Source organism: Providencia sp. PROV024 (genome assembly GCF_032709665.1).
GTDB lineage: Bacteria > Pseudomonadota > Gammaproteobacteria > Enterobacterales > Enterobacteriaceae > Providencia > Providencia huashanensis.
Map to the genome: position 1 here is coordinate 2106824 of NZ_CP120545.1, position 12188 is coordinate 2119011.

11 protein-coding genes are annotated in these 12188 nt (G+C 34.0%); 7 read left to right on the top strand and 4 right to left on the bottom strand.

Features of this window, described 5'->3' with window-relative positions:
* The first annotated feature begins 19 nt into the window (after nucleotides 1–19).
* The 6 genes from P3L56_RS09755 to P3L56_RS09780 all read left to right on the top strand — a co-directional run bounded on the left by P3L56_RS09755 (nucleotide 20) and on the right by P3L56_RS09780 (nucleotide 7943).
* Nucleotides 20–460 (top strand): YcgN family cysteine cluster protein, encoded by a 441-nt coding sequence (locus P3L56_RS09755; protein ID WP_042843865.1) that lies wholly within the window; start codon nucleotides 20–22, stop codon nucleotides 458–460.
* 478 nt (nucleotides 461–938) lie between these two features.
* Nucleotides 939–1148, top strand: coding sequence for a hypothetical protein (locus P3L56_RS09760; protein WP_166684904.1), 210 nt, complete (start codon nucleotides 939–941; stop codon nucleotides 1146–1148).
* A 1874-nt stretch (nucleotides 1149–3022) separates the two neighbouring features.
* Entirely contained in the window at nucleotides 3023–3643 is a 621-nt protein-coding gene (locus P3L56_RS09765; RefSeq protein ID WP_129465879.1) for a fimbrial protein, read from the top strand.
* A gap of 119 nt (nucleotides 3644–3762) precedes the next feature.
* Nucleotides 3763–4464: a molecular chaperone gene (locus tag P3L56_RS09770; RefSeq protein ID WP_129465880.1), complete on the top strand. Its 702-nt coding sequence runs from the start codon at nucleotides 3763–3765 to the stop codon at nucleotides 4462–4464.
* Between the two features lie 9 nt (nucleotides 4465–4473).
* Nucleotides 4474–6957, top strand: coding sequence for a fimbria/pilus outer membrane usher protein (locus P3L56_RS09775; protein WP_210856231.1), 2484 nt, complete (start codon nucleotides 4474–4476; stop codon nucleotides 6955–6957).
* Nucleotides 6948–7943, top strand: a complete 996-nt coding sequence (locus P3L56_RS09780) for a fimbrial protein (protein WP_166684906.1) — start codon at nucleotides 6948–6950, stop codon at nucleotides 7941–7943. Before P3L56_RS09775 ends, P3L56_RS09780 begins: the two co-directional genes overlap by 10 nt.
* Before the next feature lie 224 nt (nucleotides 7944–8167).
* Here P3L56_RS09780 and P3L56_RS09785 read toward each other — a convergent pair whose 3' ends face one another.
* Both P3L56_RS09785 and P3L56_RS09790 read right to left on the bottom strand, forming a co-directional pair.
* Nucleotides 8168–8479: a helix-turn-helix domain-containing protein gene (locus tag P3L56_RS09785; RefSeq protein ID WP_042843858.1), complete on the bottom strand. Its 312-nt coding sequence runs from the start codon at nucleotides 8477–8479 to the stop codon at nucleotides 8168–8170.
* 517 nt (nucleotides 8480–8996) lie between these two features.
* Complete coding sequence (locus P3L56_RS09790) at nucleotides 8997–9596, bottom strand: DJ-1/PfpI family protein (RefSeq protein WP_129465883.1); 600 nt, start codon at nucleotides 9594–9596, stop codon at nucleotides 8997–8999.
* 189 nt (nucleotides 9597–9785) lie between these two features.
* Here P3L56_RS09790 and grxB point away from each other — a divergent pair, with 189 nt between their 5' ends.
* Nucleotides 9786–10424, top strand: coding sequence for a glutaredoxin 2 (gene grxB, locus P3L56_RS09795; RefSeq protein ID WP_210831716.1), 639 nt, complete (start codon nucleotides 9786–9788; stop codon nucleotides 10422–10424).
* A gap of 83 nt (nucleotides 10425–10507) precedes the next feature.
* Here grxB and P3L56_RS09800 read toward each other — a convergent pair whose 3' ends face one another.
* A complete protein-coding gene (locus P3L56_RS09800) occupies nucleotides 10508–10945 on the bottom strand; it encodes an META domain-containing protein (RefSeq protein ID WP_042843855.1) in 438 nt (145 codons plus the stop codon).
* Nucleotides 10946–10960: 15 nt separating this feature from the next.
* Nucleotides 10961–11959: a 2-hydroxyacid dehydrogenase gene (locus tag P3L56_RS09805; protein ID WP_042843854.1), complete on the bottom strand. Its 999-nt coding sequence runs from the start codon at nucleotides 11957–11959 to the stop codon at nucleotides 10961–10963.
* Between the last annotated feature and the right edge of the window lie 229 nt (nucleotides 11960–12188).

Sequence of the window (12188 nt, forward strand, 5' to 3'; positions counted from 1 at the left end):
TATAGGATTAATTAGTATTATGTCGCAGTTTTGGCAAGTTAAAACATTGGATGAAATGACGGATGAGGAATGGGAGTCTCTCTGTGACGGGTGTGGGCAATGTTGCTTACACAAATTAATGGATGAAGACACTGATGAAATCTATTTTACTAATGTAGCTTGCAATCAGCTAAATTTAAAAACATGTCAATGTAAGCATTATGAAGACAGGTTTAGTTATGAAGCGGACTGTATTAAACTTAATCGTTATAATTTAGAAACGTTTGAGTGGTTACCCAATACGTGTGCTTATCGTTTGTTACTTGAAGGTAAGTCGCTCCCTGCTTGGCATCCATTGAAAACAGGTTCAAAAGCTGCGATGCATAGTGAGGGTATTTCGGTTCGCCATATTGCTGTAAAAGAAATTGATGTGGTGGATTGGGAAGAACACATTATGAACCGGCCTATGGGTAGGGGGTAATATTCCCCCTCATTGGTAAGGTAATTTTAATGGGTATCTCTTTACTAACCGCAGCTTTATCTATTCTCATCAATGCATCTTTATTGCCTGCTCTTGGGGTTTTTATCGAAAAATTCTGTCAGTATGCAGAGACGATGCTTTATACATTTTAGACATTATTGAGTTAAATAGAATCAATAATATCGAAAGAACTATTTTGGAATAATGCCAGTTTTAAGCATAGATATTATTTCATATGTTGACTTTAACGATAAAAAATTATTTATTAATATCATTCGATTGTTTTAGCTTATTAAAAACACTCAATTTATTAAGCGGAAATTTCCAATTAAACTGTGCCTTAGAACACATTTATTATTGTAGTTACGCAAAAAAAAGCCCATTTATAATAGCAGCCGCACAACTAGTGGCTCCTTGCTTTGCTTTTATAAAGATAGTCCGCTACCCTATTTTAACAGAAGTGATTTGAGGGTCTGGAATGAAAACGTTTGGTGTTGTGCTCACAATCATTGGGTTAATTACAGCGATTATTTCTTATAATATGGATGTTAGTATCCCTATTGTTTATGGAGAGTCGATTAAAGACACAGGCTTAGCATTTGATAGGCAAAATTATATTATTGGTAGTTTGCTGGTTGCAGTTTTTGGAGTATTAATTGTTATTTTCGATAGTAGAAAACGTAAATAGTACAATTATCAGGGATGATAAGGTTTCTTTTTTAGATTGTTTTATCCATTTCTCATCATTTATACCAATATAAGTTAAGCAAAGTTAAAGAACGATTGCCATCAATATTCTTATAGCAATAACCCGCTATGTATCCTTTAGTATTGAAACTGTATTTCAACTAGTGTGGATATCGAATCCTATATCAAAATATTGTACTAATTTGATGGTCAATCAGCGTAAATTAATCCCTTAATAGGGTCGGTTTCACACTATAATTTGCCACCAAATGGTCATTCTAGTTTGCCTTTTATTCCATATCTATTAGTAAAAGTTCTATTCCTTATGGTTTTTTGGCTATACCACCACCATCAGCCACTCTCTTTTTTAGTGATTAATCATTTCAATTTATTAGCCGATATTAAATGAGTATCAATCGCTTTTTGCTCGTCATAAAGCGAATAACGGAATGAAATGTTGCAGGTAGTATCCGTCAACTATTCCGTATGTACTTTAGGCGATATTTTAAGAAAGGCATATTGATTTAGTAAAGGTAAGCTAGTCGGTATATGGCAAATTATTGATATAAAATATTTTTATTTGTTAATGTCTCAAAATTGTTAAATTATGATACTAAAATGGAGATAGCTACTTTATGTTATGTAATCGACAAAAAATGAGCGTTATTCACGGGATTGAATTGTTTGAAAAACGGTAAACTCTCTTTTTTATGCATAAATGAGGGTAAGAAAAACATCTTTTATTGATGGCTTTAAGCTTAGGATCACACTTTAACACACTATGAGAGTAAATTAGGAATATTCTTAATGATAAAAAACGGTGTATAGATCACATTTTTGGCTGTTGTTCGGTTTGAGAAAATACGCGTATTTTCATATGGTTATAAAATAGAAAAATTGACATAAGTTAGTTTATAGTTTGTGCAGCGATTCTGTTTTTTTATTTTATATCAAAAACAATGATAATTTTTTCTAACATAGGCTTACTTGTACAAGTTGATATTGAGTTTTTAGTAATAATTTAGAGTTGAATGAAAAGAGGATTATATTGCGATTTTATCGTCATTTTCGTTAACATTCTAAATTTGTCCTCATCATATATATTATTATTTTAATTAAAATCGATGTTTCTCCCTCCAAAACACACATTTCAGAATTTTAATAACGACCAAAGTTGACTGTTGATATAAAAACTCACTTATACACTCATAGTGTGTTTTTTAGGTTTTAAGCATAAAAATTCGGTATTAAATTTTTTTTTGAAATCGAAATTTATTACGAATATCAGTAAAAATACATTAATAAAATTAATGACACAATCTTTAAATGATGGTCATTAATAGATATATATTGGTGTTATTTTGCGACTAAAAGTATCAAAATGTGTAATTTAGTATCATTTTAATATAGTAAATGTATTTTTTGTTGTTCATGTAAATCTAATTTATTAGGAATTAATAGTTAATTAAGTCTGTAATTCAATAAAATTAAGATTTTTTTCTAAAATGTAAGCGCGGCACGAGTAATTTAGTGAAATAATCACATCAAGTAACTCAATCAATAGAACAGTTTTAATAGGCATGACCTATTAAAAAATAAATAAGCGATGGTAAAAACGATTTAATAAAACTTAAGTTATTATGTATCCTCTCTTCGAAATCATATAGAGCATATGATTATAAATTCTAAATAGGACTAATTAAGAAATACATTTATTTGCATTAATACGAATGGTTCAAAGTGAAGCATAAACTACCAGTCATACTCTATGTATGACTAGACTCTTGCATTTATTTTTTGCCTAACAATAAAACAAAAAACTTAATCAGTTCTTTTTAATGTAAAAAATAAATACCCTCATATTAGGAAATGAAAATGAAGAAAGTACTACTGACTGCAGTTGCAACAACTATTATTGGCTTATCAACAGCTAACGCTGCAAGCACCAACGTTGGTGGCGGCCAAGTTAACTTTCACGGTAAAGTGACCGATGTTTCTTGTACTGTTTCTGTGGATGGACAAGGTAGTGATGCTAGCGTTTACTTAGCGCCAGTTTCATTAACAGAAGTTCGTGATGGTGGTGCAGATGCATTGTTAAAACCAAAATCTTTTGTTATTGACGTAACTAACTGTGTTGCAGCAGATGTTAAAGATGCAGCTAATGATTCCGCGATCGATAAAACGTTATTAAACGTTAACTGGACTGGTGGTAACTTACTGCAAGGTGCATCAGGTAACTCAGAAGGTTACTTAGCAAATACTGAAACTACAGGTGCTAAAAATATTCAATTAGCACTTTCAACTGATGATAGCTCTGACTTATCAGGTAAAATCATTCCTGGTAACCCATCTCAGAAAAAAGTTAAAGGTGACTTAACTAAAGTTGAGAATGGAGCTCGTTTCCAATACTACGTTGGTTACGCAACTTCTACACCTAAAGATGTCACAACAGGTGAAGTTAAAAGTTATGCAACTTATGAAATCACTTACCAATAAGAATGTAATAAGTTAATTCCTTATTAGTTTTAATTACATAAGCATTGTTTAAATATTAATTTAATCAGCATTACTTTGATAAGCGGTAGGTATACTGCCGCTTTTATTTTGAGGTTCAAATGAAAGCAATAGTATTTATCTTCTGCTTCATTTTCAGTATGCATTCATTTGCTAATAATATTATCGTTAATGGTACACGGTTTATTTATCCTGGAAATGAAAAAGAAATTACCGTGCAATTAAATAATACTGCCGATCGTCCTGCAATTGCACAAGCGTGGCTTGATACAGGAGATGCGTCAGAAACACCAGATACGATAAAAACCCCATTTCAGATTACACCACCAATTTCGCGTGTAGAAGCTAAAGGTGGGCAAACGTTACGAATCAAATTAATGGATAAAGGAAGTATTCCTCAAGATCGCGAAAGCTTATGGTGGTTGAATATTTTGGATATTCCCCCTATGGCTAAAGCTAAAGAAGGGGATAGTCAGAATGTATTGCAACTAGCGATCCGTTCTAGATTTAAATTCTTTTATCGGCCAGCAGGGCTGAGTAGCCGTGAATTAGCGCCAGAGCAACTTGTTATAAAAGCAAATGGCAAGAGCATTATTATAGATAACCCGACACCTTACTATATTACCATTACAAAAATTTCAACAGATGGTAAATCCGGGTTAAATGAAAAAACAATTTTATTAGAACCAAAAAGTCAAACGACAGTTGAATTAAAACAAGCCGTAAGGTCAGGAAGTCATATCGTAATTAATAATATTAATGATTATGGGTCAGATATTGCGGTGAAAACCACCGTTAAATAGGAATATATAATGAAACAGCGAGAGTTAATAAATAAATATAGCAATACGCTCTCTGTGACTTGCTTTGTCACTGCATGCATGGTGCCTACATTTAATGCTTGGGGTGAAGAAGATACAACCTATGAATTTAATAGTGGTTTTATTATAGGTAGTAAGGAAGATGTTGATTTAACGCGTTTCAATTCTTCAGGGATCAGCCCCGGTAAATATTCAGTTGACGTATATACGAATAACAATTGGAAGGGGCGCTACGATCTTAATTTTGAAGAACAAAAAAACGGTCAACTAGGGGTGTGTTATACACCAGAAATGCTTTCTGACTTTGGTATTAATATTGAAAAGCTAAATCCTACGGTTAGTAAAGATAGGAATACTTGTTTACCTTTAATGGATTGGAATGATCAAAAAGACGTTGTAGATACATTTCATTCTTCTACATTGCGTTTGGATATTTCTGTTCCACAAATATATGAACAGAGAACTTCCCGTGGTTATGTTTCTCCTCAATTTTGGGAAACGGGTATTCCTGCACTAAATATCGGTTATATGGCTAACTATTATGATAACCATACCAGTGGCTCAAAGGGAACGAATAACGCTAGCGCTTATTTAGGGCTGAATGCTGGTTTAAGTTTTGATGGGTGGCTACTCAAACATATTGGAAACCTTAATTGGCAGCGTCATGGTGGAACGAATTGGAATAGCAATCAAACATATCTGCAAAAACCAATCACTGAACTAAAAGCAAAAGCGACAGCAGGGCAGTTTTATACCGATGGTGACCTCTTTGACAGTATTAGTTTACGTGGTGCAAAACTAGCAACAGATGACAATATGTATCCTGATGGAATGGCAACATACGCGCCTGAAATCAGAGGAATAGCACAAAGTAATGCCTTAGTAACAGTAACGCAAAATAATTCTATTATTTATCAAACAACGGTTTCACCTGGGCCTTTTAGCTTAACGGATGTTTATCCATCAGGCTACGGGAATGACTTAGTTGTAACAGTAAAAGAAGCTGATGGAAGTGAAAGTAGTTTTAGCGTGCCATACTCATCATTAGCGCAGTTATTACGTCCTGGTTTTACACGTTATCAAGTTGCTGGTGGTAAGGCTGATGCTGATGGATTGAGAAATCGTCCATTTATTATGCAGGGTACTATTCAACATGGTTTAAATAATACATTTACGCTTTATGGTGGTGTCACTGCATTTGATGACTATCAAGCTTACTTAGTTGGTACTGGTGTTAACACTGGGTTTGGTGCAGTTGCTGTGGATTTAACTCAGTCTAGAACCGCATTCAAATATAGAACAGAAAATGGGCAAAGTTACCGTCTAACATTTAGTCGTTTGTTTACTCAAACGGATACTAACTTGGTATTAGCTGCTTATCGGTATTCAACGAAAGATTACTATAACGTCAGTAATGCATTATATGCGATAGATAACGATAAGCGTGGCGTAGAGAATACATTAGGACGCGAGAAAAATGGCTTTAGTTATACAGTAAATCAAAACCTTCCTGATGGTTATGGTGGGGTTTATTTTACGGGCCGTATTTCTAATTACTGGGATAAGTCAGGGACAGAAAAGCAATACCAACTGAGTTATAACAATAATTTTAATCGTCTTTCTTATGGCGTCGCATTTATGAGAGTTTATGCGGAAAATACCAATAATAAAAAAGATGACCGAATCAACTTAAACTTTAGCTACCCACTGTATTTCGGTGAGAGTCAGAGCGCAACATTAACTTCAAATACGACATTCAATAATGAAAAATTTGGTTCCAGCCAAATCGGTGCGAGTGGTGCATTTGATAGAGATAATAATTGGACTTATGGCGTAAATACTTCAGTTGCAAATGGTGGACAGAAAAATATTGGTTTGAATACGGGTTATCGTGCACCGTTTGTTAATACGAATGCGAACTATAGCCAAGGTCAGGGGTATCGTCAGTTTGGGCTTGGTGCAAATGGTTCAATGATTGTGCACTCTGAAGGCATCACATTCACACCAAATACTTCAACAACGTTGGCTTTAATTGAAGCGAAAGGTGCGGAAGGTGCATCAATCATGGGAGCACCGGGAACACGGATTGACGGAAATGGTTATGCTATTGCTCCTTATGTCAGAGCTTATCGCATTAATAATGTAGAAATTGATCCAAAAGGAAGTCCTGAAGATATTGTTTTTGAAAATACAGCAACGCAAGTTGTTCCTTATGAAGGGAGTATCGTTAAGGTTAAATTTGGTACTAAAGTCGAAAAGAATATCGCATTTAATGTTGTAAGACCTGGAAATAAGCCATTGCCATTTGGGGCGAATGTTACTGATATAGATGGTGAGTCCATAGGTATCGTTGGTCAAGGTGGTACAGTATTTATTAGTAGCGAAACTGCAAAAGTGGCAATTATAAAATGGGAAAACGGGCAGTGTTCATTTTCTTTAGAAGCTGGCAATAGTAAGGAAAGTTTATGTCAATAACGAAACAAATTTGCTTGTATATCGGAGTTGGTGTGTTTCTTACCGCGAGTTATGCTTCTGCGTATTGTAATAGAACTTCAACCCGGACATATGAATTAAATATGCAGATGGGGAGAGTCGTGGTAGACCCTAACTTAAATGTTGGCGATACCATTGCGGAGCAAACATGGGATATGCGGGAAAACTCAAGTGCTATTTATGCGTATTGTACGAGGAATACACCGATAACAGCCTCCGTGACTATGCCAAGTTTAGTTCCAGTAGGGAACAAAATTTACCAGACAAATGTGCCAGGAATTGGTATGAAATTTCACCGTGAAGGTGCGGTGAGAATGACGTACCCAGATACATTTTATGCACCTAGATCAAGTAACTATTATCTTGCGGGTTCAAAATTTATTTTAACTCTGGTGAAAACAGCTCCGGTTACCGGTTCTGGAACTATAGCAAGTGGTCTTTATACGTCTTATGGATATACTCCAAACAACGACCCGTTTTTAATTACTAAGTTAGATGCTGAAGCTATCACAATAGTTTCACCTTCTTGCCAAGTTGAAGGGGGAACTGAAAAAAATGTGTATCTTGATCCTATTAAGCGCTCACAGCTGAATGGTACAGGGACGACGGCAGGCGAAAAAGATTTTGATATTCGATTAATATGCAGTGGTGGTGTTAGTATTTCTGGTTTTGCAAATGTTAATATGACTTTCAGCGGCGATATTCCAACAAATATGAATAACCGGCAAGGTGTTTTGGTTAATCAGAATAAATCCAGTAGCGGAGCTACAGGGGTTGGTATACAAGTTTTAGAACGTAAAGCTAATAAACCACTTATGTTTAATGAAAAATACAAAGTTGGACGTTTAGTTGACCGGCAAACAAAATATCTTGATTTAAATTATAAAGCTCGTTATTACCAATATGGCCGTACAATTTCTGCTGGAGAAGTAAATTCTAAAATGGTTTTTAATATTACCTATGATTAAAGTTTTATACATAAATTTTGATTTAGTGTGATTATAATTAAACTAAATTTTTGGTGATGTTCTGTAAGTTGATAAAATCAACTTTAAATAAATGGCTAATCTTTATGTAGAAGATTAGCCATTTTATTTTAATAATCTTAGGAAAATAAAAGTACAAATAACATGGCATAAAAATGCTTATGTTATTTGTACTTTATTTGTATGAACTTAATGTTTTGATTGTATTAATATTGATCTTTAGAAGGGGCGATAACACTTTCAGCGGTGTATCTTAACTCTTGATTAAGTTCATTGGATAGTCCGTTTTCGTTTGATTTTGAACTACTTACATAACCTTGAAAAAACCATTCAATAGGGCAATTTAGCGCTTCTGCGATATCAACCAAATGATTAATTGGTATTTTATTAATACCATTTTCATAACGTGATATTTGTTGTTGGCTTAAATTTAGTTTATTAGCTAAATTGGCTCCAGATAGACCTAGTTCTTTTCTCCGGTTTTTTATCTTGATACCTATTAGAGTATGAATGTCCATATGACATCCTCAATTTATATGAAGGGTTATATTTAATATTTTTAATAAGATTTACATTATATAGTATATTAAAAACTAAAGTACTTTAAAAGTTCTAATGATGATAATTATGATAAAAATCTCCATTTACAACTAATGATTAATAAAAAATAACATTATTTTTAGTAGGGGGATTGTATCACTTAATAAGTAAAAATAATTAATTTTATTTTATTGCTTGAAAGTAAGGTTGTTAGCGCAAGTGAAAGATAGAAAATTTAGCTTAATACTTTCAATCTGGGCATGTTTTATATTGAAAGTACTATAGGTAACTCTATAAATACAACCAATTACGATATCTTTAATAGCAAACTATAAAATTCAAATGAAAAAGTTAAGAATGTGGTGTTATATTGTTAATTTTATGCTTAATATATTAACTCTAAATATAAGTTAACTATAAAACACACGCTTTAATAGGTTAATAATATTAATAAAATGTGAGTATTTATTAATTTAAATAAATGCTTAAATAATCTTATATGATGACTTTTTCAAATGGGTCATGTTTTGGGTTTTGGTTCCATATATACTCCATTTTAATAGCGATATCAGTTGCTATATTTAACCCATAGAAATCATTAACAATTTGCAACGACATATCAATACCGGCACTAATACCTGAAGAGGTATAAAATTTTCCGTCATGCACCCATCTTGCACTAGGTTGCCATAAAATTTTTTTATTTAGCGATGTAACCCAGTCATAGGCTAGTTTATTGGTGGTTGCGCGAAGCCCATTTAAAAGAGGGGTTTTTGCAATGAGTGCAGATCCTGTACAAACTGAAATCACAGTATCAGCAAACTCAAATTGTTTCATTAACCATTGGATGTACCTATCGTCTTGCGATAAAGGCCGAGTGCCTTGTCCCCCTGGGATTAAAATATGTTTATAGCGAGGCTTATCTACTCGTATAGTTTCAAGTGTGACACCTTGTGAGCTAGTCATAGGTAAGCCAGATGGGGAAATAAAGTTAATTTTGCAATTATCTAAGCGGCCAAATACCTCTACAGGCCCCATGACATCAAGGGTTTCAAATTCATTAAAAAGAATGATAGCAATAGAGTCTAAAGTCATAAGTCTCTCTGGCATTTCTGTAATGTGGTTATTTTGTCATGATTATTACTTCATTATTGGGATTTTGTGCACTTTATTAACACTAAAGGTAAGTGAAATTTTACAAATCATTCACACATAAACAAAATCACTAAAGTATACTGTAAATATGTATTGGGTTTTTTTACTCCCTGAACAATGAGGTTAAAAATGAAACTATATGTTTATGACCATTGCCCATTTTGTGTCAGAGCCAGAATGATTTTTGGTTTGAAGAAGTTAGCGGTAGAGCAGGTTGTTTTACTGGATGATGATAAAGAAACACCTATCAGTATGATAGGTAAAAAAATGTTACCTATCTTGCAAAAAGAGGATGGCAGTTATTTACCGGAAAGCTTAGATATTGTCCATTATATTGATAGCCTTAATGAGCCTAAATATGCTAATGGAACGATTTTTCCTGAAATAGAAACTTGGTCTAAGGCCGTATCTTCAGTCGTTTATAAACTTGTGACACCTCGCTTCACTGAAACTGATTTTCCTGAAATCAGTACAACTAAAGCAAGGGAGGCTTATATTGAACGCTCTACCAAATCGCATGGTGATTTAGGAGAACTGAAGAAAGAAACTCACACTTTATTAATAGAGTTAGAACCTCAAATGTCATTATTAGATGCGTGGTTAGAAACACGTGGGGAAGTTATTGATATTAATGATTTTATTATTTTCCCAATTCTACGTAGTTTGAGTATTGTCGACGAATTGTCATTCAGTACAAATATTAGCCATTATATGGCCCGTATTGCAGAAGCGGCGAAGATTAATTTACTGTTTGACCAAGCCAAATAATTTTTGTGTTAAATGAAAAATGCCTCCCAACAGGAGGCATTTTAGTCAATAGAATGCAAACCGTGAGTAGATAATCTTGCCTGTTAATTCATATAATCACGTAAGGTATACACGAGTTTGTAATGCCCTTGAATCAAGACAAGTTGATTATTTTTCAACGTAACAGTTGCACCATCAGTTAACATTCGTTTTATTAATGGGTCCCATTTTGATAAATCTTCATCGACACATTCAAGTTCTGTTTTATTTAGATCTTTAACGGTAATTTTAGCATTGTTAATATTACCGAACCCGTTGAAATCATTGCACATTGATGCGGAAATAAACATTTTTTCACCAAAAGAAATAGATGGCGTTGTTTGTTTATTTTGAATCGTTTTGCCGTCAACTTCGGTCAGAATAAAACGATGGTGCATTAATTTGTTTCTAAGTTCTTGGTCGTCATTTCTGGCATTCACTTGATGTGTTTGGCAAGCGGCTAATAGTACACTTAAAATTGTAAGTGGAATTAGGTGTTTCATTGTTCCATTATCCAACTAAGCATTAACAATATTAGGGCAAGTTTCACCACTATTAATTTGGCGAATATTATTAAGCGTTGTTTGGCTAATGCTTATCAACGCTTCTTCAGTTAAAAATGCCTGATGCCCCGTGAATAACACATTATGGCAAGATGAAAGACGACGGAAAACATCATCTTGTATAACATCGTTAGACTTATCTTCAAAAAATAAATCACGTTCGTTTTCATATACATCCATACCTAACGAACCAATTTTTTGTGATTTTAACGCATTGATTGCTGCAACAGAGTCTATGAGTGCACCGCGGCTGGTGTTAATGATCATGACCCCTTTTTTCATTTTATTAAACGCACTTTCATCAAGTAGGTGATGATTCTCTGCGGTTAATGGGCAATGTAGAGAAATAACGTCTGATTGCTTATATAAGGTATCTAAATCCACATATTCAGCCCCAAGATCTAAAACTGCTTGGTTTGGATATGGGTCATGGGCTAGGAGTCGCATCCCAAAACCTTTTAAAATACGTAGAGTGGCTTGGCCAATTTTACCTGTTCCAATAATGCCAGCAGTGCGGTTGTGCATGTTAAAACCGGTTAAACCTTCAAGAGAGAAGTTAGCATCTCGAGTCCGTTGGTATGCTCGGTGGATCCTGCGATTTAGGCATAGCATCATGCCAACAGTATGTTCAGCAACGGCTTCTGGGGAATAAGCAGGCACACGTACCACCTGAATCCCTAATTCTTTAGCCGCTTGTAAATCGACATTATTAAAACCCGCGCAGCGTAAAGCTAAAATTCGAATGTTTAATGCAGCTAATTCTTCTAAAACAGCACGGTTGGCTTCATCATTAACAAAAATACAAATGGCATCAGCACCTACCGCATTTTTTGCAGTCTGAACCGTTAATGGAAAATCAAAATACTCAATATTAAAATTAAACCCAGAACTTTGATTAACTTGTTCCATGTGCTTACGGTCATACAGTTTGGTACTATAAGAAACAATTTTCATCAGAGAGACTCCAGTTTTTAGGAACCAATAAAATAACAGTAGGTAAAAATGTGTACCTACAAAATATAAACTCAGAATAAGGCAATTAAGTTTGTAAATCACCTATAAATTAAGAAAATAGGTATCTGTTTACAATCAGATATAGTTTATGCTTGCTAGACAATGAGTTAATGTGACAGTCGAATGAACTTCATTACTTGCAGTGTAGATCAAATCAGACAAGGACGAA

Coding starts and splice junctions, on each gene's coding strand:
- P3L56_RS09755 (WP_042843865.1), top strand. CDS start 20: ATGTCGCAGTTTTGGCAAGTTAAAACATTGGATGAAATGACGGATGAG.
- P3L56_RS09760 (WP_166684904.1), top strand. CDS start 939: ATGAAAACGTTTGGTGTTGTGCTCACAATCATTGGGTTAATTACAGCG.
- P3L56_RS09765 (WP_129465879.1), top strand. CDS start 3,023: ATGAAGAAAGTACTACTGACTGCAGTTGCAACAACTATTATTGGCTTA.
- P3L56_RS09770 (WP_129465880.1), top strand. CDS start 3,763: ATGAAAGCAATAGTATTTATCTTCTGCTTCATTTTCAGTATGCATTCA.
- P3L56_RS09775 (WP_210856231.1), top strand. CDS start 4,474: ATGAAACAGCGAGAGTTAATAAATAAATATAGCAATACGCTCTCTGTG.
- P3L56_RS09780 (WP_166684906.1), top strand. CDS start 6,948: ATGTCAATAACGAAACAAATTTGCTTGTATATCGGAGTTGGTGTGTTT.
- P3L56_RS09785 (WP_042843858.1), bottom strand. CDS start 8,479: ATGGACATTCATACTCTAATAGGTATCAAGATAAAAAACCGGAGAAAA.
- P3L56_RS09790 (WP_129465883.1), bottom strand. CDS start 9,596: ATGACTTTAGACTCTATTGCTATCATTCTTTTTAATGAATTTGAAACC.
- grxB (WP_210831716.1), top strand. CDS start 9,786: ATGAAACTATATGTTTATGACCATTGCCCATTTTGTGTCAGAGCCAGA.
- P3L56_RS09800 (WP_042843855.1), bottom strand. CDS start 10,945: ATGAAACACCTAATTCCACTTACAATTTTAAGTGTACTATTAGCCGCT.
- P3L56_RS09805 (WP_042843854.1), bottom strand. CDS start 11,959: ATGAAAATTGTTTCTTATAGTACCAAACTGTATGACCGTAAGCACATG.